This is a genomic window from Streptomyces alanosinicus (assembly GCF_014650595.1).
GTDB lineage: Bacteria > Actinomycetota > Actinomycetes > Streptomycetales > Streptomycetaceae > Streptomyces > Streptomyces alanosinicus.
Genome location: NZ_BMVG01000019.1, coordinates 39,132 through 58,988, shown reverse-complemented (window position 1 = coordinate 58,988; position 19,857 = coordinate 39,132). Strand labels below are relative to the sequence as shown.

Sequence of the window (19,857 nt, the reverse complement as noted above, 5' to 3'; positions counted from 1 at the left end):
CCGAAAACCCAAGGCCCGGGGGCGGGACGGTGCCGTGGCGGAGGTGTGCGCCGGCCGCTGTTCGCCGCCGACCGGGTAGCCTTCCCTTGGGACGCCCTTTACACACGGCGCCCGGCAGGCAAGGACAGTGACAGGGGAGGAACCGGCGGTGCACGTCCAGGAATGGCTCGACTCGGTGCCCGCGGCCGCCGTCTATGCCGTGGTGGCCCTGGTGATCGGTCTGGAGAGTCTGGGCATCCCGCTTCCGGGAGAGATCGTCCTGGTCTCGGCGGCGCTGATGTCCTCCCAGCACTCCGACATCAATCCGGTCGTCCTCGGCGCGTGCGCGACCGCCGGCGCCGTGATCGGCGACTCCATCGGCTACGCCATCGGCCGCAAGGGCGGCCGCCCGCTGCTCGCCTGGCTGGGCGGGAAGTTCCCGAGACACTTCGGCGAGGGCCATGTGGCCACCGCTGAGCGGTCGTTCGAGAAGTGGGGCATGTGGGCGGTCTTCTTCGGCCGCTTCATCGCGCTGCTGCGCATCTTCGCGGGCCCCCTCGCGGGCGTCCTCCACATGCCGTACTGGAAGTTCCTGATCGCCAACGTCCTCGGCGGCATCTGCTGGGCGGGCGGCACCACGGCCGTCATCTACTACGTGGGCGTCGTCGCCGAGGACTGGCTGAAGAAGTTCTCCTACGTGGGCCTCGCGGCCGCGGTCCTGATCGGCCTGGCCTCCCTGCTGATCGTCAAGCGCAAGGCGAAGAAGGCCCAGCAGCACAGCGACCGGGAAGCGGAAGCGATCAGCGCCGGGGAGTGACGTTCCCCGAGGGGCTCGGGGCGGTGTGATGCACATCCCTGTGCGTCTTCGCCAGCTCCGTGTACACCGTGCCGTTGAGGGTCACCCCCTGCCGCTCCTCCTCACTCAGCTCCCGCCGGACCTTCGCCGGCACACCGGCGACGAGCGACCCGGGCGGCACGACCATCCCCTGCGGCACCAGCGCCTGCGCGGCGACCAGCGATCCCGCCCCGATCACCGCACCGTTGAGCACCGTCGCCCCCATCCCGATGAGACAGTCGTCCTCGACGGTCGCGCCGTGCACGACGGCGTTGTGCCCGACGGAAACCCGCTCGCCGATCGAGACCGGAAACCCGGGATCGGCATGAAGTGTCACGTTGTCCTGCACATTCGCGCCCGCGCCCACGGTGATCGCCTCGACATCACCCCGCACGACCGCCCCGTACCAGACGCTGGCCCCGGCACGCAGGGTGACATCCCCGATCACCGCGGCCGTGGGCGCCACGAACGCCTCGGGATCGACCTGGGGTTCCTTGCCGCCGATGCCCACAATCAGCGCCTGCTGCGTCATGACCGCACTCCTCGTGTCGTAAGTACCCCGCACGGTACGACACGGGTTGGGGCAAAGATCACAGGCGGCGGCCCTCTTGCCGAAAGCGCCCGCTTAGTAACGTAACCCCGTGCCCCAGCGGAAGAACACGTTCTCATTCCGGCGACGCCGCATAGCGCAACGTGTCGTCCACCAGGCCTGGGCCTGGGTCCAGCGCACGGGCTCCGTCACGGCCGAGCACCCGGCGGGGTTCCGCTTCGGCTCGATCGGCGAAGCCACCCGTCTCGCCTTCCCGCTCGGCACGGTGTTCGGCGAGCCCTGGATCCACCTCGGCTCCCACTGCATCATCGGTGAGCAGGTCACGCTGACCGCGGGCCTGATGCCGGACCTGGACCTCGGCCCGGACCCGATCCTGCGCATAGGCGACGGCGTGGTCCTCGGCCGCGGCAGCCATGTCATCGCGGACACCACGGTCACCATCGGCAGCGACTGCTACTTCGGCCCGTACGTCTACGTCACCTCCACCAACCACTCCTACGACGACCCGCACCAGCCGATCGGCAGGCAGTGGCCGCGCATGGAACCCGTACAGATCGGGCCCGGCTGCTGGATCGGCACCGGTGCGGTGATCCTGCCGGGCGCGCGGATCGGCCGGAACGTGGTCGTCGCGGCCGGTGCGGTGGTGCGCGGCACGGTGCCCGACCATGCCGTGGTGGCGGGTGCGCCCGCCCGGGTCGTGCGGCGCTGGACGCCCGAGGAGGGCTGGCGGCCGCCGCTGCGGACCCCGGCCCCGGTGCCGATCCCGGACGGGATGACCCCCGAGGGGCTGCGCGCGCTGGCGGAACTGGACGAGGACGCCATGGCCCGGCTCGCGGAGCTGGACAGCGAGGGCTGATCCGCCGACGACCGTGCCGAGTCGCCGCGATGGCCTGCGAGTACAGTTCGGTGAACGATCGGGTACACCCCACCGCAGTTCATGTCGATGAACTCGCCCATTCAATATGCTGAATCCCCTCTCGATGGACGTGATGTGTCGGACCTCGAACTGCTGACGCTGTCCCTGGCGCGCAATGTCAAGCACTGGCGTGCGGTGCGCGGCTTCACCCTGGACGTGCTCGCCGCGCGGGCCGGGGTCAGCCGCGGCATGCTCATCCAGATCGAGCAGGCCCGGACGAACCCCAGCATCGGCACCGTCGTCAAGATCGGCGACGCGCTCGGCATCAGCATCACCACCCTGCTCGACTACGAACAGGGCCCCACCGTCCGGATCGTCCCCGCCGAGCGGGCCGTACGGCTGTGGCACACGGATGCCGGCAGCTACAACCGCCTCCTCGCGGGCACGGAAGCCCCCGGCCCGCTGGAGATGTGGGACTGGCGGCTGATGCCCGGCGAGCAGAGCCCCTCCGAGCCGCACCCGGCGGGCACGGTGGAACTCGTCCATGTCACGGCCGGCGAACTGACCCTCACCGTGGACGGGGTGAAGCACCTCGTGCCGACCGGCGCGAGCGCCACCTTCGAGGCGAGCACCCAGCACACCTACGGCAACGAGGCCGACGTACCGATGGAGATGGTGATGGCCGTCTCGGTGCCGCCGGTGCGCTGACGGTGTCCAGTCAGGCTGTCAGATGGTGGGCCAGGGCCAGATGCGGGTCCCGCTCACCCGGGGCCGGGGCCGGGTCGGCGTGCACCAGGGCGGCCGTGAGCCGGGGCACGGCGTGCAGCAGGGCGTGTTCGGCCTCGACGGCGACGGCGTGCGCCTGCCGTAGCGTCGACTCGCCGTCCACCACCACCGAGAGTTCGGCCCGCAGCCGGTGCCCGATCCAGCGCAGCCGCAGCTCACCCACCTCGCGCACGCCCGGCACCGCCCGCACCGCCCGCTCGGCCCGGTCCACCAGCGCCGGATCCACGGCGTCCAGCATCCGCCGGAACACCTCCCGGGCCGCGTCCCGCAGTACCAGCACGATCGCGACGGTGATCACCAGCCCGACAACCGGGTCGGCCGCCTGCCACCCCAGGGCCGACCCGCCCGCGCCCACCAGCACCGCCAGCGAGGTGAATCCGTCGGTGCGCGCGTGCAGCCCGTCGGCGACGAGCGCGGCCGAGCCGATCTCCCGGCCCACCCGGATCCGGTACCGGGCCACCCACTCATTGCCGGCGAACCCGGTCAGCGCGGCCACCGCGACCGCCGGCAGCTGCGTCACCGGGCGCGGATCGAGCAGCCGCCCCACGGCCGTCCAGGCCGCGAAGGCCGCCGATCCGGCGATGGTCAGCACGATCACCAGCCCCGCGAGATCCTCGGCGCGCCCGTAGCCGTAGGTGAACCGGCGGGTCGCCGCCCGCCGCCCCAGCACGAAGGCGATGCCGAGGGGTACGGCGGTCAGGGCGTCGGCGGCGTTGTGCACGCTGTCCCCGAGCAGTGCCACCGACCCGGAGACGGTCACCACCGCCGCCTGCACCAGCGCCGTCAGCCCGAGAACGGCCAGCGAGACCCACAGCGCCCGCATCCCGCGCGCCGAGGCCTCCATGGCCGGGTCCAGCTTGTCGGCGCTGTCGTGGGAGTGCGGGGTGAGGACATGCGCGAGGCGGTGCCGCAGGGCGGCGGCGCGGGTACGGCTGCTGTGCGGGTGCGGGTGCGGGTGGTCGTGGTGTTCGTGCTGGCGATGGCCGTGCCCGTGCCCGTCCCCGCGCGTGTGCCGGTCGTTCACGTAGGTCCCCTTCCGGTGTGCGGGAGTGGACGCGGGGCGCCCACAGGACCATTATGTGCGTATGAGCGCACGCATGCACCTGTCACCTGCACACCATGCGCATCCGCGCACCCCGGGCGAGGAACAGTTCGCGCTCGCCGCCGAGCTGATGGCCCTGCTCGGCGACCGCACCCGGCTCACCCTGATGCACGCCCTGACCTCAGGAGAGGCCGATGTCACCACGCTCACCGAGGCGTGCGGCGCGGCCCGCCCCGCTGTCAGCCAGCATCTGGCGCGGCTGCGGCTCGCGGGCCTGGTGAGGACCCGGAAGGAGGGCCGCCGGGTGATCTACTCGCTCCCGCACGGCCATCTGCGCCGGCTGGTGGAGGAGGCCCTGAAGACGGCGGACCACCACCTCGCCGATCGGCACACCGCGGATCAGTAGGCGGCCGCCGTGCCGAGGTACTGCTCGGCGAAGGCCGCCGCCGCGGCCGGCGAGGTGAACAGCCGGCGCAGCCGGGCCAGGGTCGTACCGGCACGGAACGGATCGCCCGAGGCGACACCGTGGTAGATGTCCGACAGCCACTGCGAGAACTCCTGGTAGTCCCAGACCCGGCGCAGACTCGCCGCCGAGTAGCCCGCCAGGCCGCTGTCGTCACCCCGGGTGACGTGCGCGCTGAGCGCGTCGCCGAGCAGGAAGGCATCGTGCAGGGCGAGGTTCATGCCCTTCGCGGCGATGGGCGCGACCAGGTGACCGGCGTCCCCGGCCAGGTACAGCCGCCCGTGGACGAGCGGTTCGACGACGTAGTGGTGCATGTCCAGGACGCGTCTCTCGACCAGCCGGCCCTCGGTGAGCGGCGGCGCTCCGGCCGCGGCCAGCCGCTCGCGCAGCTCGGTCCAGACCCGGTCGTGCGACCAGTTCCCCGGATCGTCGCCGGGCGGGCACTGGAGGTAGAACCGGGTGACCTCGGGGCTGCGGGGCATCTGCCCGGCGAAACCGCGCGGATGGACGCCGAACACGACGCAGTCCGTCGACGGCGGTACCTCCGCGAGCAGCGCCAGCCAGCCGATGCCGTCGTCCCGCCGCACGATCCGGCGGCGCTCGGCGGGCAGCGCGTCCCGTGTCACCCCGCGCGCCCCGTCGCTGCCCACCACGAAGTCGCAGCGCAGCAGCCGTCGTTCACCCGACTCGGGGCACCGGTACGACACCGCGGGCCGGTCCGTGTCCAGGTCGTGCGGCATGACGTCGCGGACGCCGAAGCGGATGTCGCCGCCGCGCACGTCGGCGTACTCCCGCACCAGGTCCGTCACCAGCAGCGGCTGCGGATAGACGTAGTGATGGCTGCCGGTGAGTTCGGCGTACGGGAAGCGGTGGCGTTCGCCGCCGAAGCGGAACTCGCAGACGCCGTGCTGCTCGGCGCGCCGGAGCAGCCGGTCGGCCAGCCCGCGCCGGTCCAGTTCGCGCACCGCCCGTTCCTCGATGACACCGGCGCGGGGCCGCGTCTCGATGAACTGCCTGCTCTCGGTCTCCAGGACGACACAGTCGACGGAGGCGGCCCGCAGGATGGCGCCGACGGTGAGCCCGGCGGGCCCGGCGCCCACGATGACGACCGTACGGCGTTCCTCGGGCGCGGAGGCGAGGTGGGGGGAGGGGGAGATCACCCCGGCATTATGACGGTGTCCCGTCAGCCGTGGTCGGCCGACGGGACACCGGGAAAGGAGCGGGGTCAGTGCGCCGGGGCGTCCGTGACCACGACCTCCTCGATGCTGCGCTCGATCGCCTCGGGCCGGGAGGCGGTCGCCTTGGCCCAGAAGTAGATGCCGAGCGAGAACACCGTGACGACCAGCATGTCCCACCACAGCGGCAGGTCACCGGTACCACCGAAGGTGCTCAGGTAGGAGACGATGCCGATGCCCGCCAGGTAGGGGACCAGCCACTGCGCGGCCTTGAAGTCCAGCCGGGGCGCGTCGGGCAGGCCCTTGCTGATCGCGTAGGCGGCGTACGAGCCGAGCAGCACATAGCCGATCAGGATCGCGCAGCCCAGGCGCCACAGGGTGTCCCAGCCGGACCAGAAGATGATCAGGTTGGCGACCACGAACGACAGCGGCGAGATGAACTTGCCGAAGGGCAGCTTGTACGGACGGTCGTGGTTCGGCAGCCGGTCCTTGAAGACGCCGTAGGCCAGCGGAGCGCCCGCGTACATCAGCACGCTCGCCGAGGTGATGAAGCCGACCAGCGTCTGCCAGCTCGGGAACGGCAGGAAGCAGATCACACCGGTCACGAACGACATCGCGAGGCCGAACCACGGCACACCGCGCGCGTCGGTCTTGGCGAAGATCTTCGGCGCGTAGCCGTTCTTGGCCAGGCCGTAGGAGATACGGGACGTGGCGGTGGTGTAGATCAAGCCGGTGCCGCCGGGAGAGATGATCGCGTCGGCGTACAGGACCCAGGCCAGCCAGCCCAGGCCGACCAGCGAGGCGAGACCCGCCCAGGGGCCGCTGATGCCGGCGTAGGCCAGGTTCGCCCAGCCCTTCGCGAAGGAGGCGTGCGGCAGGGCGCCGATGAACACGATCTGGAGCAGCAGGTAGATCACGGAGCCGATGGCGACCGAGCCGAGCGTCGCGCGCGGCAGGTCACGCTTGGGGTTGCGGCTCTCGCCGGCCAGCTGGATCGCCTGCTCGAAGCCGAGCAGCGCGAAGATGATGCCGCTGGAGCTGATCGCGGTGAGGACACCCTTGGCGCCGAAGGGCGCGAAGCCCTGGGAGGTGAAGTTGCCGGGGTGGAAGTTGCCGATCGCGATGATGAAGATCGCCGCGAGCGGGACCGCGATCTTCCACCAGGTCGCGGCGCTGTTGGTGTGCGCGAGGATGCGGACACCGAGGAAGTTCACCGCGACGAAGACCGCCATGAGGAGGACCGCGACGACGATGCCGCTGGTCGTCAGCGTGCCGTTGGCGTTCTGCAGCCCGTCGGCGAAGTGCCAGTGCTTGGCATAGCCGATCATGGCCTCGACCTCGATCGGGGCCACCGTCGCGGCCTGCAGCCAGGAGAACCAGCCGAAGGACATCCCGGCCAGACCGCCGAAGGCGTAGTGCGGGTAGCGCGCGGTACCGCCCGCCACCGGGAACATACCGCCGAGTTCGGCGTGCACCAGCGCCAGCAGCACGATCGCGACCGCACCGATCACCCACGAGATGATCGCCGCGGGGCCGGCGGCCACGACGGCCTTCTCGGCACCGAAGAGCCAGCCGGACCCGATGATCGAGCCCACCGAAGCCCACATCAGACCGATCAGTCCGACGTCCCGGCGCAGACCTCCGGTGTCGCTTGTGGCTACCGGTGCAGCCTGGTCGACATTCGCCATGTCAAGTGGCCTCTCAGAACATAAACGCAGCATTAACGAGCAAGGTCGCCATAGGCTAGAGACGCTTTCCGAGCCAGCAAAAGAGTGTTAACCAAAACTTGACCCAGGATCTTAGGTGTCTTGGGCCCACAGGCGGTCACGGGCTTGTCACAGGTCAGATGCCTACTCCGAATGTCAATATTCAGCGCAGAATTGTAAGTAGAAGGAGAGATTCGCTGAGCTTGGCTACCTCACCAGGGGAAATTCGATGGCCGGGCAGCGGTCCATCACCATGTCCAGGCCGGCCGCCCGGGTCCGCTCGTGGGCGGCCTCGTCCACGACACCGAGCTGGAACCACACCGCCCGCGCCCCCTTCGCCACGGCCTCGTCGGCCACCGCGCCTGCCAGCTCGCTGTTGACGAAGACATCTACCACGTCGACGTCGAACGGGATGTCCGCGAGGGAGGCGTAGCCCGGTTCGCCGTGCACCGTCTCGGCCCGGGGATGCACCGGCACGATCCGCTTGCCGTACCGCTGGAGCACCAGCGCCACCCGGTGGGCGACCCGGCTCTGGTTGGCGGACAGGCCCACCACCGCCCAGGTGTCGCCCAGCTCGGTCAGGATCCTGCGGACCGTCGCCTCGTCGCCGTACATGGCCCCTCCTCGGGCTGCGGGGAACTGTCCCCCACGGCAACAGCACCCCGACGGGTCCGGATTCCCGTCCCGCCGCCATGTCCGGAATCGGCGCAAGATGCCCGCGTACGGCCGTCCGCCCGCCTACGCTCGGGCCGTGCTGCACATCCTCGACGCCCGAACCGGTGAGCCCGTCCCCGCCGCGCCCGCCCGCCGCGGCCTGACCCGCATCGAAGCCCGTGCCTCCGGCCTCGACCCGACGGCCCTGCGCGTACTGCTCACCGCCGACCTCCTCGTCCGCGCCCTGGAACTGGGCGGCACCCCGGTCTGGACGATCCTGTCCGCCCCCCGCCGGCACGCCGAACTGCGCACAGCGGCGACCGCCCTGTCCATCCGCCCCTTCGAGGACGGCCACGACCTGGCGTCGGGACTGGGGGAGGCGCAGGCGATCCAGGTGGCGGCCGAGGGCACGGACGTCCCTGGCGGCGGACCGGTGGTGGAGGTCGCGCCGGCGGAGTGGACACAGCTGCCCGCGGGCACCCACGCGCCCGAACCCGACACCACCGGTCACCCCCCGTGGCCCGCCGCCCACCCCGCCACGCCCCCGGTGCTCCCGGCCCTGCTGGCCGACCCCGCCGCCCTCCGGCTCGCCCTGCTCTCCGTTCCGCGCGGTGAACCCGCCCGACTGGACCCCGACGCGCTGGAGGCGGCCGCGGGGCGGCTGGCGCGCTGGCGGCGGGCCGTGGCCGGGTGGGCGCGGCAGCCGTCGCGGCCGGTGCCCGACACGGTGCGGGCGCGGCTGCGCTCCGCGTGGGAGGACGATCTGGACCTGCCCGCCGTGCTGGACGTGCTGCGGGACGTGGCGGACGCCCCCGGCCTGCCCGACGGAGCCCGCTTCGAGACATATGTCTACGCCGACCGGCTGCTGGCCCTCGACCTCGCCCGCGACCTCGGGAGCCTCGCATGATCACCCGGGCGGGCACCGGCCCGCTGCGCCGGCTGATCGTGCTGCGGCACGCGAAGTCCGCCTGGCCGGAGGGCGTCGAGGATCACCGCAGACCGCTCGCGCCGCGCGGTCTGCGCGACGCCCCGGCCGCCGGACGCGCTCTCGCCGCGTCCGACTGCCTGCCCGACCTCGCCCTGTGCTCCACGGCCGAGCGTGCCCGCCGCACCTGGGAGCTGGCCTCCGCCGAGTGGGGCACCCCGCCGCCGGTGCGCTACGACCCGCGGCTGTACGGGGCCGACGTACCGGAGCTGCTGGAGGTGGTCCGCGAGGCGCCGCCCGAGGTGGAGACGCTGCTGGTGGTCGGGCACAACCCCGGGCTGGAGGAGCTGGTCCTGGAGCTGGCGCGGGACGGACTCGACGACACCCTGGACCGGGTGCGGACGAAGTTCCCCACGTCCGCGATCGCCGTCCTGTCCTGGCACGGCGCCGGCTGGCCCGCGCTCGCCCCGGGCGAGGGGCTGCTCACCTCGTTCACGGTGCCGCGCGGCGGCAAGGAGTGACGCCACGCGCGCATGCCCCGCTCCCCGCGCGGCATAGGCTGACCGGATGCAGGACGAGTACCGCACAGTCGCCCGCGCGGGCGTGCACGAGACCGAGATCAACCGCTCCCGCTTCCTGTGCGCCCTCGCCCCGGCCGCCACCGAGCAGGAGGCACAGGACTTCATCGCCTCCGTGCGCAAGGAGCACGCCGACGCCACCCACAACTGCTGGGCGTACGTCATCGGCGCCGACGCCCGCGTGCAGAAGGCCAGCGACGACGGCGAACCGGGCGGCACCGCCGGCGTCCCCATGCTCCAGATGCTGCTGCGCCGTGAGATGCGCTACGTCGTCGCCGTCGTCACCCGCTACTACGGAGGCGTCAAGCTCGGCGCCGGCGGACTCATCCGCGCCTACGGCGGCGCCGTCGGCGAGGCCCTCGACACCCTCGGCACACTCACCCGGCGCCGCTTCCGGCTGGCCACGGTGACCGTCGACCACCAGCGCGCCGGCAAGGTCCAGAACGATCTGCGCGCCACCGGACGCGAGGTGCGCGACGTCCGCTACGACGAGGCCGTCACCATCGAGATCAGCCTCCCCGACGCCGACGTCGACACCTTCCGCGCCTGGCTCGCGGACGCGACGGCGGGCACGGCGGGATTCGAACTGGGCGGGGAGGCGTACGGCGACGCGTGAGTCAGGACGGTGACGGCTCCGGGGCCAGCTGCTCCCTGCCGATCCGCCTGCCCGACTCGTACACCGTCACGGCGCTGCCGTGGATGACGTAGCGGTACTCGCCGTTGCGGGCCTCGTAACCGTCGCTCGTCGTCTCCGCCTCCATGGCGATGCCTTTCTCCCGGCCGTCGCTGAACTCGCCGTAGTAGTAAAGGGATCCCGCCGACGTACGGCACAGGGTGATCTGCTTGTTCTTCGTGCGGAACGCCTGGACCAGCTCGGCCCCGTCCCCGTCGGGCAGTTCGGCGGCGATCCGGTCCGGGCAGGACGGCGCGCTGCGGGTGCCGGTGTCGCTCGAGCCGCCGGATCCCGACGAGTCGGCGCAGCCCCGGGACACCAGGCCGAGGAGGACGAGCACGAAGAAGACCCCGATGCAGCCGCTCACGCAGCCACCGGTACTGGATTTCCTGGCGGGCGGGGCGTACCGCGCTCTGGGAGGCGGGGTGCGGACCGGCGCCGGACGCGGAGGCGGGACGTGCGGTGCCGTCGGCCGGTAGCCGGTGGTGGGGGCCGACGGGAAGAAGACGCCCTCCTCGGTGCGCGGCCGATAGGGGCCCGGCGTCGTGCCGGCCCGCCCGCCTGTCGCTCCGGACGCACCCGGACGTGACGCCCGCGGTGTGCTCCGGGGCGTCGAGGGGGAGGAGGGGGTGCTGCGCGGCGTGGTCCGGGGCGTCGAGAACGACGACGACGAGGAGGATGAAGAGGACGAGGAGGACGTACTGCGCGGCGTGGTCCGAGGCGTGCTCTTGCTCGGCGCTGTCTTGCCGGGCGCCGGCTTCTTGGCGGCTGTGCTCCCGGACGACGGCGGCTTCGGGGTGGTTCTCCGCGCGCTCTTCCAGGGCGTACCGCACCCGAGACACGACAGGTCGGTACGCGCGTTGTTCGTGTCGCAGTCGGAGCAGCGCCAAGGGCCCGGCGGGCGTCCGGCCCCGCCGGGCCGCTTGGCGGCGGGGCGTGCGGCACCTCCGCCGGCCCCCGCCTTCCTCGCAGCGGGCTTCGCGCCCGGCTCCGGCCTCGGCTTCGCGCCGGAAGCCGGCCCCGGCGTCGCGGCAGACTTCGGCCCCGGCCTCGACCCCGGCCTCGGCCCGGACCTGCTCGGCGGCGGCGTTGTGTCACGCCGGGGTTCGCGGCAGGTCGTACAGGACGTCTCCGCGGGCGCGTTGAACGTGTCGCAGTCCGCGCAACGCCAGTTGGCCGATGCCGCCACGTCGTGCTGCCCCCTTCTCGCTCGTGTTCATCCGGCCGTGCGGTCAGCCCGTGGCGCCGTCGACGCGGGCCGTCACCGTGGCGAACAGCTCCTCGGACGCGCTGGAGGCGGGCGCGGCCAGCCACTCCGCGGTGTCGAGCGGCACCCGCTGCAGCCCGGACTCCTCGGCGGTGTCGGTCGCGGGCTCGGGCACCTCGGGGATCTCAGGGATGCTGAAGCACCGTCGCAGCAGGTCGGTGAAGACCTGCACTTCCTCCTGCCGGTCCGCGGGGACGTCCACCCGGACCATCACGAATCCGGGTGTCGGCCCCTCGGGGAAACGCAGATGGAAGACCCACTGGGACAGCCCGTCCGAGCCCTGTGGCAGCAACCGCAGCTGGGAGCAGTTGCCCACGTGCGAACTGACCTTGCCGTAACGGTGCCAGAAGAAGGTCAGGCGGCCCGCTTCGTCGCAGTTCAGCTCGAAGTCAGGCAGGTCGAGTTTCACAGGCTGTTCGCGATCGTCTCGATGATCTCGTCCATCTCGAACTCCTCCAGTCCCTGGCCGGCCTTGGACGCGAAGTGCAGGGTCAGGTCCCACTCCTCGGCGATCGGATCGGACCACGGCGCCTGGTCCGGTGCGAACAGCACCAGCCGCTTCGCCGACTGCTCCATCACCGCGGTCTGGCTGCGTGCGTATCCCCACTGCTCGAACAGCTCGTCCAGGCTGCCCGGGATGCCTGCCGGATACGACTGCGCGGAGGCGTGCTTGCCCAGCGCATGCGCCGGGGCGTCGGTGAACATCACGATGACATGACGCCTGCGGTCGAGGCCCTGCTCCCAGGGCGAGTTGACGGCCAGTGCGAGCGCCTCCAGACCCGACTCGGGGATGTCGCCGCCGCCCGTGGCGTCGATGCCGCGCACGAACTCCTCGAAGCTCCGGGCCTGTTCGGGCAGGTGGAGGAAGCCCGTCTGCTGGATGGCGTTCGAGTAGTCGTCCCCGAAGTCGCGGAAGGCGATCACCTTCAGCCGCAGCTGGCTGATCGCCTTGCCCTTCTTCGCCATCACGTCGTTGAGCCGGTCGTGGAACTGCAGCGCACTCGACTTCACGTTGTCGAGCACGGGGAACATGCTGCCCGTCGCGTCGATGCACAGCACGATGTCGACTGCGTACTGCAGATTCCCCTGGTACTGCTCGATGTTGCTCATACGGAGTCTCCTGGGTGGTACGGGCGGGGTGCGTCGTTCGCCGGTGGAACCGGGGTCAGGACGAGCCAGGGCGTGGGCGCCGGTCGCCGAGGTTGATGCGCACGCGGGAGGTGCGTTCCGCCGGGGCGTCGCCGGCCGGCGAGGGGGGCGGCGCCGGCGACGCGGGAGTCGCGGGAGCCACAGGGGTCGAGGGCGTCGCAGGGGCCGCGGGCGTCGCGGGTCTGTCGGCTTCGGTGGGTGTGCGGGGCCGCTCCGGCGGGGGCGTCTTGGGACGGGGACCCGATGCCGAGGTCAGGTTCTTGGCCTTGATCCGGCTGGTGCGCGCGCCCGGACCGGAGGGCTTCGCGGATCCCGGCGCCGAAGTCGGCGGGCCCGCGGCGGGCTTGGCCTTGCCGGTCCCCGGTCGGCGATGCTGCAGGGTGCACACCTTCGGGTCGGACAGCGCCTTGAGGAACGTCGCGATCCGCGGGCGGCTGCCCGGGGCACGAGCGGTCATGGCACGCAGCAGGCCCAGGATCTCGTCCGACAGCCGGGTGTCCAGGTCGAGGCTGTCACCCGCGTTGACCGCGTCGGCCGGCGAGCCGTACCGGCTGTCGTGGTGCGGCAGTTCGCCCGTCAGATACAGATGGGTCATCAGTCCGAGCGCGAAGACGTCCACCGCGCAGGTCAGGTGCTGGGGGCCGACCGAGTCGTCGCGTTGCATGTAGCGGCGCCACTCCGGGGCGCCGTAGACCGAGTCGCCCGCGATGTCGTCGGGCTCCGGCGGCTTCCCCGAGACGTAGGAGTCGTCGAAGTCGATCAGCTTCGCCGTGTGGAACGCGGCGCCGTCCCGCTTCTGCACCAGGACGTTCAGCGGTTTGAGGTCGCCGTGCACGACGTCGATGTCGTGCAGCTGCTTCAGACTGTTGCCCAGCGTCTTGAGCAGCACCGTCTTGTTGCGAGGCTCCAGAGCCTGCGGCTTCTCCAGGCTGGTGGTGTCGATCCGCTCGGTGACCTTGTAGTAGGTGCTGCCCTCGTGGAAGAAGTCGGTGGCCAGCACCAGATTGCCGCCGCCGCGTGCGTCCGGGCGCAGCCGATCCATGATCGTGCGGTGCCGGTCCTCGAACTCGCGGGCCAGCTGGCGCCGGATCCGTACGCTCGGCGAGTCCGCCGCGTCGTCACGGGGCCGCTTGGGCTCCAGGAACCGCTTGACGAAGTACTGGTGCCCCCCTTTCTCGCCGAACGCCCATATGCATTTACCGCCGTTGGCGTTCGTGGGCTCGCTGATGATGCGGTAGCCCCCGATGACATCGCCCTGTTTCATGCGTACTCCTCGAGTGCCGGAGGCAGATGGGTCTCGTAGCCGGGGCGGTAGGCGTGCCAGGTGCTGTCCTGCCAGCTGCGGACCCGGGCCGGCAGATCCGCGAGATCCTCCGACGCGGCCGAAGCGCCGGACCCCGGCCCGCCGCCGGCGGCGGAGGGGAGACGGTCCAGGCCACGTGGCCGGGTGCGGACATAGCGGTCGGTCAGCTCCTCCAGACGTGCGGCGAACTGCCCGCGCAGATCCTTGAAGCCGCCGTAGCCGAGTGCCACGAGGGCGAGCGAGGCGTCGTCCGCGGTGCAGGCCTGTACCGCCCGGCGGATGAGGTCGGCCCACTCCTCGACCGTGGCGGCGTCCTGCAGGGTGCTCAGCAGCAGGGTCTCGAAGTCGGCCGGGGTGTGTACATAGCCGAAGAATCCGTCGGTCGCCGTCACCAGTACACACGGGAGCGAATGGATCAGCCGCTGGCCGTCGATCTCGAAGTCCCGGTCCGCGCACACCAGATTGGTCATCGGTGGGTCCGTGCGCAGTAGTTCCAGGGCGTCGCTCTCCCGGGTGTGGTCGCGGGTGAGCACCTGCAGCCCGGTGCCGGGACGCAGCACGTAGGCGCGCGAGTCACCGGCCCACAGCGGTTGCAGCTCCAGCTGCGGCTCGGCCTGAGGGCACACCAGGCGGTAGTGCACGGCCGCCAGGGTGGTGGGCAGCTGGCGGCGCATGGTGCCGCTGATCTTGCTCCGGCGCTGCGGTGCCCTGCCGAGGAAGAACTGCAGATAGCTGCACAGGGTCTCCGGCGTGGCCGGTTCGCCCTCCGCCGCGACATCGTGGAACCAGTGGTCGGCGGCCAGCCGGGCCACCCGCGCGCCCACCCAGGCGCCGGTACGGCTCTCCCCGTCGGACGCCTGCCAGACGGGAGCCGCGCCGGCCCCGCCCGACCCGTCGAAGACCGCGAGCATGCCCTGGCCACTGTCCATGTGGTGGGCGACGAACGGCTCCGCGTCCTCGCCGCGCCCCGGCACCCGCTCGGTCCACACGGACATCGCGAGCAGTCCCATCCGGTCGTGGTCCACGCACCAGATCCGCTGGGGCACCGGTCGGCCGCCCGGTCCGGGCCGCGCGCCGTCCGGCGGCGCGGCGACGGCCGGGGACAACGCGCACGCGGACGCCGGGTACGGCTGGGCGGTGGCTCGTGACCCCTGCCCGGGCGGGACGTACCCCGTCGGCGCCCCGACCGGGGCCGGAGGCTGTGCCGTGTGCTCCTGGTGCCCGCTCATCGGCGCTCCCCGTTGCTGTCGGACGTGTCTGGGCGGTGCCTCTTGGCGGTCCCGCGTACGCGGCTCACCCTGGGGGCGGCGCCGTCCGTACGGCGCTCGGCCGTACCGTCGTCGGCGCGGTCGCCGCCCGCTCCGCCTCCGGTGCCGCCCGCTCCGCCTCCGGTGCCGCGGACACCGGGCCGGTCCGCCGTGGCGCGGTCGGCGGATCGCTCGGCGTGGTGATCCGCTGCTGCGCCGCGGCCGACGCGGGGACCGTCGCGGTGGTCGGCTGCCGTACCGCGTTCCGTACGGCGGTCGTCGTGATCATCAGCCGGCGCGCCACGGTCCGCACGGCGCTCGTCCCGGCGGTCCGCCCCCGCATGGCGGTCGTCGGCCACCCGACCGCCCCCGGTGCCGGGCAGCGGCTCGTCCTCGGGCGGTCCCGCGGGTCTCTCCCGATGGGGACGGCGGCCGCCGGTGCCGGACAGCCGCGAGCCGGACGCGCTCTCCTCCCGCGGACGGGCACCGCCGGCGCCCCGGTCGCCGTCGTCGTACCGGTCCCGCAGCACCTCACCCTTGAGCGGCTCGCGTTCCCCGCCGTGCCCGCCCCGGTGCTCGTCACGCCCGGCGGCACGGTCGTCGGCACCGGGCTCCAAGGCGCGGGCGAGGCTGCCGCTCAGCCGCCCGCGCCGGGCGGCCGTATCGAACAGGCCGTCGCCGTCCCGTAGCACCTCCTCCAGCACGGCGCGTTCCAGCTTGGCCTGTTCGAAGGGTTCCCGGTCCGCGTCGCCGCGCTCCAGGACCATGCGCATGACCTCGCGCCGGACCTCCCGTTTCTCCGCCTCGCCCTTCTCGATCCAGGCGAGGGCGGCGCGCGGGCCCTCCTTCTCCATGATCTCGGCGATCAGACCGTCGACGCCCTCCTCGCGGATCATGTCCAAGTGCCGTCTGCGGCGCATGCCCTCCAGCCGGGTCTCGCGCACGACGTCCCGGTACGCGCGCCCGCTGGTGGCGATCTCCTCCTCGTCGACGAGGAGTTCGATCTGGATGCTGCGCAGCCGGACAGCGTCGTCGCCGCTGAACCCGGCCAGCCCGGAGTTGAGCGCCGTCTCCGTCTCATGGAACTCGGCGATGTCGTAGTCCCGGGCGACCGACTGCAGCCGCTTGCGCAGATAGCCGTAGAGCGCGCCGCTCATGTCGCGGATGCCGCGCGCGACCGCCTGGGCGGGGTCGGCGACCCGGCACACGAGGTCCACCCGGCTGCGGAACGAGAACGTGGGGTCGCGACTGAGCAGCGGGATGTCCAGGATCAGCCGGTGTTCCGTCATGTCGACGGTGAACACGGCACGGTACGACCCGAAGCGCGCCGAGGGGATCTCCTCGCCGCTGCGGATCGTCAGCGAGGGGCCGCTGTCCCGGACGAGGACCAGGGCCCGGCCCGGAGCCGGCGGCCGCAGCGGGTTCACCAGCCGCCACTTGGGCACGTCGTCGCAGCTCAGGACCGGGTCGTAGGTCTCTTCCTGCATGTCTCACCCTCTCCTTCGGGCGCTGTCGCGGGCGGCGTCTGCGCGGTGGCCGTCACCGGGCGCGGTCGAGTGTGCGGAGCAGCCGGGCGGAGCCCGCCGAGGGCTTGTCCCGGTCGTGGGCCCACTTCTCCAGCCACCAGGTGAGCCGCTCGCCGTGCTGTCCCGGCCGGCGGGCGACAGAGCTGAGCAGCGCGCCGATGGCGTGCAGGGAGCCCGGGGTCTTGTCGGCGTAGTCGTCGATCCACGCGTGCAGGGCTTCCAGCGCGGAGTCCTGCACCGGCCGGCGGGCCAGGGCGCGCACCCACAGCTCGGTGAGCCGGTCGTGGTACCGAGGCAGGTCGCTGAGCAGGACGGGCACGCCGGGCACCCGTGTGTGGCCGCGGTCATCGGGGGTGTCGATGACCGGCTTCTCGTACGGCTGGGACACAGCGAACACGAACGCCGACAGCGACTTGACGACCATGGGGGACAGGTCCTGCGGTGCGGACCAGTCCAGGTAGGCCTCCAGGACCGCCGTGGTCTGTCCCTGGTGGATCAGGTGGATGCCGCCCCAGGCCACCGACGGCAGGGTGCCCCAGTCGTCCTCCCGGTCCAGCGCGCCGCGCAGGACGGCCACGGCCCGGTCCGGGGCGGCACGGCCGAGCAGCCCGCCCACCGCGTTCGCCGCCGTGCCGGCCAGCCGGCGCTGGTGGGCGGAGGCGTCGCCGCGCGCCCACTGGTGCAGCAGTTCCCAGACCGCGTCCGCCGTCTCCGGGTGGCTGCCCGCCACACCGAGGGCGGTGGCGGCGGCCTGCCGCAGCGGCCAGGAAGTGCTGCCCGCCCAGGTCGTGAGGAACCGGTGCACCGCGTACTGCGGATCGGTCCGTGCCAGCACGCCGGCCGCGACCGCGGCTCGGGCCCGCACCTGCAGGTCACGGTGGTTCAGCAGGCCGCGCAGCCAGCCGAGCACGGCGTCGCGACGTCCGTCCAGCAGGTTCCAGGCGTAGGCCATGATGGCCTGGCTGAGCAGCGCGTTGCGGAACCGGACGCGGGGCGGGGCGAAGCCGCCCTCGGCGGGCGCGTCCAGCCGGATCCACTGCTGCTCGTGGCCGAGCCGGTCCCCGAACCGGAGGTCGGGCGGGGCGGCTTCCGGTGCGACCAGGGCCCGCCGCAGCTGCACCGCGGCATCCGCGACGGTGAGGTAGCCGCACTCCTCGAGCACGGCGGCCGCCAGCGCGAAGGCCACCGCGTCCGGTGCGCGGTACCGGTTGAACCAGTCCCGCACCTGCTCGCTCGGATCGCGCAGCCGGGCCACCTCGGCCGTCACATCGCCGTCCGCGCGGATCACGGAGGCGAGCCGGGCGGCGCTGCGGGCCGTCGGCTGCTCCCGGAGCGCCGTCGCGGCACCGGTGCGCTCCAGCAGCCCGTGCAGATCGGCGTACGCGTCCGGGGTGCCGCCGTGGCCGAGCACCCGCCGTTCCACGATGGCCACGGGGTCGACCGGGACGAGCGCGTGCCGGGCCACCTGGTCGCCGCCCGTTCCGGCCGCGAGGACATCCAGGTCGTGACCGCCGGTCAGGATCAGGAAGCAGCCCGAGGCGCGCAGCGCGGCGACGATCGCGGCCCACTGGACCGTGCCGGGGGCGTGCCCTCCGGAAAAGGCGGAGGTGACCGTGGAGTCGGCGCCCGGCCCGTCGTCGAGTGCCGCCAGATAGCCGGAGTTCTTCACCGGTGGTTCCCAGTCCGCCTCCAGCACGGCCGCGGGTCGCAGCAGCAGGTGGCAGCCCGCACCGCCGCCCTCCATGGCCAGTGCCTCCCCCAGCAGGTTCACGGCGACGGCCTCCCGGCCGCTGCCCGGCGCGGCGGTGAGCACCAGCACCCGCTGCTCGCACAGGGCGTCCAGAGCCTCGCCGTAGCTCTCGGGCGCGACGAACAGCTCGGTGTGGTCGGCGATGTCGGCGGCGGCCATGGCGAGCACGGACACGCCCCCCGGCCGCGGTCCGCCGGGTCGGGCACCGCCGGTGTGGAAGCCGCCGCCGAAGCTCACGTCCGCGTTGAACAGCGCGAGCGTGCCGATGCGGGTCCCGGAGGTGTCGGCGTTCAGCCGCCGGGCGATCTCGTCGGCGATGGCCCCGGCGCGCAGTGCCTCGGACCGCTCGGCGTCGTCACGTCGACTGCCTTCGGCCAGGGAGCGCAGAGCGTCCTTCTCGCTGACCGGGCCGTCGTGCTCCTCGACGTCCCCGCGCGGGGGCTCGGTGTGCGCCGTGGGGTCCTTCGCGGACTCCGCCTTACCCGCCTCCGCGCCGGAGCCCGGTTCGGCGGGTTCCCCTTCCTTGTGCGGGGGCGGATCGCCCGGGCGGTCGGCGGCGCCGGCTAAGGACCGGGGGCTTGCGGAAACGCTGGCCTCGCTCATGATCGGGTTTCTTCGGCTTTCGAATCAGCGGTGCGGGCGGTGCGGTGGCCGTCGTGCACAGGGCGGACGCCTCGCGCGCGCGTGCTCGGGGCCACGTGGGGGAGAGAGAAGACGGATACGCGGCCGCGCGACGGGCGTCCGGCCCGTCCGGCGGCAGGGGTGGCGTTACGACGTCGTCCAGTTCCCCTGTACGTCGACCTTGCCGTTGAACACCTGGGCGTTCTTGATGAGCGCGGCGCTGATCTGGGCACCGGACCGGCCCTGCGCGGCGACGGCCTCGTCGACGAACCGGCGGATCTCCGCCTCGAAGTCCGGGTCGAGCAGCATGTGGGCGGCGAGCTGCCGCTCAAGGGCTTGCTGCGCGGTCTCGTCGTCCGGGGAGCCGGTGAGCCGGTCCAGGGCGTTCTCCGCGTCCGCATTGCCCCGGAACCGCGCGCGGATCCGTTCGAGCAGGCGGGCACCGCCGGCCCAGCCCGAGCGGCCGGCCTCCTGCCCTGCCGTCTCCAGCGCTCCCTTGACCACAAGCGCCACGCCCGCCGCTGCCACGGCCGTCACCGGATCCATCGCGTTCCCCCGAAATCCCGCCCCGAACAGGGCAGTCAATCTAGGCGAGATCGAGCGGCGCCGGAGTGCTTCTTCTCACATTGGCTGAAATTAGCCGAACCTGATCCGTCGCTGAGCGATCCGACCGTTCGTCGGCCCTCGCCGCAAGCGGCTACCGGGGCCGCAGTGTTCTCCGCTACGGGACATTCGCCGCTACGGGAACACAGTCGCCGCTACGGGAACAACC

At 72.4% G+C, this 19,857-nt stretch carries 20 protein-coding genes; 7 read left to right on the top strand and 13 right to left on the bottom strand.

The window, feature by feature from the left end; genetic code table 11:
- Window positions 1-148 precede the first annotated feature (148 nt).
- Window positions 149-796: a DedA family protein gene (locus IE277_RS30005; RefSeq protein WP_189956844.1), complete on the top strand. Its 648-nt coding sequence runs from the start codon at window positions 149-151 to the stop codon at window positions 794-796.
- Here the strand turns inward: IE277_RS30005 and IE277_RS30000 are convergent.
- Window positions 780-1,346 carry a gamma carbonic anhydrase family protein gene (locus IE277_RS30000; RefSeq protein ID WP_189956843.1) on the bottom strand — a complete coding sequence of 189 codons (567 nt, stop codon included), beginning with the start codon at window positions 1,344-1,346 and terminating at the stop codon, window positions 780-782. The genes IE277_RS30005 and IE277_RS30000 overlap by 17 nt on opposite strands.
- Before the next feature lie 109 nt (window positions 1,347-1,455).
- Here IE277_RS30000 and IE277_RS29995 point away from each other — a divergent pair, with 109 nt between their 5' ends.
- A complete protein-coding gene (locus tag IE277_RS29995) occupies window positions 1,456-2,220 on the top strand; it encodes an acyltransferase (protein WP_189956842.1) in 765 nt (254 codons plus the stop codon).
- A gap of 135 nt (window positions 2,221-2,355) precedes the next feature.
- Entirely contained in the window at window positions 2,356-2,928 is a 573-nt protein-coding gene (locus tag IE277_RS29990) for a helix-turn-helix domain-containing protein (RefSeq protein ID WP_189956841.1), read from the top strand.
- A gap of 10 nt (window positions 2,929-2,938) precedes the next feature.
- Here IE277_RS29990 and IE277_RS29985 read toward each other — a convergent pair whose 3' ends face one another.
- A complete protein-coding gene (locus IE277_RS29985; protein ID WP_189956840.1) occupies window positions 2,939-4,030 on the bottom strand; it encodes a cation diffusion facilitator family transporter in 1,092 nt (363 codons plus the stop codon).
- Window positions 4,031-4,091: 61 nt separating this feature from the next.
- Between IE277_RS29985 and IE277_RS29980 the strand changes: the two genes are divergently transcribed.
- Window positions 4,092-4,454, top strand: a complete 363-nt coding sequence (locus IE277_RS29980) for an ArsR/SmtB family transcription factor (protein WP_229882063.1) — start codon at window positions 4,092-4,094, stop codon at window positions 4,452-4,454.
- Here the strand turns inward: IE277_RS29980 and IE277_RS29975 are convergent.
- From IE277_RS29975 to IE277_RS29965, 3 genes are all read right to left on the bottom strand, one after another.
- Complete coding sequence (locus tag IE277_RS29975; protein WP_229882062.1) at window positions 4,448-5,671, bottom strand: 4-hydroxybenzoate 3-monooxygenase; 1,224 nt, start codon at window positions 5,669-5,671, stop codon at window positions 4,448-4,450. The genes IE277_RS29980 and IE277_RS29975 overlap by 7 nt on opposite strands.
- Window positions 5,672-5,736: 65 nt before the next feature.
- Window positions 5,737-7,374 (bottom strand): APC family permease, encoded by a 1,638-nt coding sequence (locus tag IE277_RS29970; RefSeq protein WP_189956839.1) that lies wholly within the window; start codon window positions 7,372-7,374, stop codon window positions 5,737-5,739.
- Between the two features lie 225 nt (window positions 7,375-7,599).
- A complete protein-coding gene (locus IE277_RS29965; protein WP_189956838.1) occupies window positions 7,600-8,007 on the bottom strand; it encodes a CoA-binding protein in 408 nt (135 codons plus the stop codon).
- Window positions 8,008-8,143: 136 nt separating this feature from the next.
- Here IE277_RS29965 and IE277_RS29960 point away from each other — a divergent pair, with 136 nt between their 5' ends.
- From IE277_RS29960 to IE277_RS29950, 3 genes are read left to right on the top strand one after another with little or no spacing between them, the layout of a single operon-like run.
- Window positions 8,144-8,953, top strand: a complete 810-nt coding sequence (locus tag IE277_RS29960) for a hypothetical protein (RefSeq protein WP_229882061.1) — start codon at window positions 8,144-8,146, stop codon at window positions 8,951-8,953.
- Window positions 8,950-9,492 carry a SixA phosphatase family protein gene (locus IE277_RS29955; RefSeq protein WP_189956836.1) on the top strand — a complete coding sequence of 181 codons (543 nt, stop codon included), beginning with the start codon at window positions 8,950-8,952 and terminating at the stop codon, window positions 9,490-9,492. Before IE277_RS29960 ends, IE277_RS29955 begins: the two co-directional genes overlap by 4 nt.
- Window positions 9,493-9,538: 46 nt before the next feature.
- Window positions 9,539-10,165: a YigZ family protein gene (locus IE277_RS29950; protein WP_189956835.1), complete on the top strand. Its 627-nt coding sequence runs from the start codon at window positions 9,539-9,541 to the stop codon at window positions 10,163-10,165.
- Window position 10,166: 1 nt separating this feature from the next.
- Here IE277_RS29950 and IE277_RS29945 read toward each other — a convergent pair whose 3' ends face one another.
- The 8 genes from IE277_RS29945 to IE277_RS29910 form a co-directional block, all read right to left on the bottom strand.
- A complete protein-coding gene (locus tag IE277_RS29945; RefSeq protein ID WP_189956834.1) occupies window positions 10,167-10,589 on the bottom strand; it encodes a hypothetical protein in 423 nt (140 codons plus the stop codon).
- Between the two features lie 865 nt (window positions 10,590-11,454).
- Window positions 11,455-11,898: a hypothetical protein gene (locus IE277_RS29940; protein WP_189956833.1), complete on the bottom strand. Its 444-nt coding sequence runs from the start codon at window positions 11,896-11,898 to the stop codon at window positions 11,455-11,457.
- Window positions 11,895-12,599, bottom strand: a complete 705-nt coding sequence (locus IE277_RS29935; RefSeq protein ID WP_189956832.1) for a vWA domain-containing protein — start codon at window positions 12,597-12,599, stop codon at window positions 11,895-11,897. The genes IE277_RS29940 and IE277_RS29935 overlap by 4 nt, the downstream gene beginning before the upstream one ends.
- Window positions 12,600-12,654: 55 nt before the next feature.
- A complete protein-coding gene (locus IE277_RS29930) occupies window positions 12,655-13,902 on the bottom strand; it encodes a protein kinase domain-containing protein (protein WP_189956831.1) in 1,248 nt (415 codons plus the stop codon).
- Window positions 13,899-15,170 (bottom strand): PP2C family protein-serine/threonine phosphatase, encoded by a 1,272-nt coding sequence (locus tag IE277_RS29925; protein ID WP_229882060.1) that lies wholly within the window; start codon window positions 15,168-15,170, stop codon window positions 13,899-13,901. The genes IE277_RS29930 and IE277_RS29925 overlap by 4 nt, the downstream gene beginning before the upstream one ends.
- Window positions 15,167-16,675, bottom strand: coding sequence for a hypothetical protein (locus IE277_RS29920; RefSeq protein WP_189956830.1), 1,509 nt, complete (start codon window positions 16,673-16,675; stop codon window positions 15,167-15,169). The genes IE277_RS29925 and IE277_RS29920 overlap by 4 nt, the downstream gene beginning before the upstream one ends.
- A gap of 52 nt (window positions 16,676-16,727) precedes the next feature.
- Window positions 16,728-19,067 carry an amino acid adenylation domain-containing protein gene (locus IE277_RS29915; protein WP_189956829.1) on the bottom strand — a complete coding sequence of 780 codons (2,340 nt, stop codon included), beginning with the start codon at window positions 19,065-19,067 and terminating at the stop codon, window positions 16,728-16,730.
- 165 nt (window positions 19,068-19,232) lie between these two features.
- Entirely contained in the window at window positions 19,233-19,631 is a 399-nt protein-coding gene (locus tag IE277_RS29910) for a hypothetical protein (RefSeq protein ID WP_189956828.1), read from the bottom strand.
- Window positions 19,632-19,857: the final 226 nt, after the last annotated feature.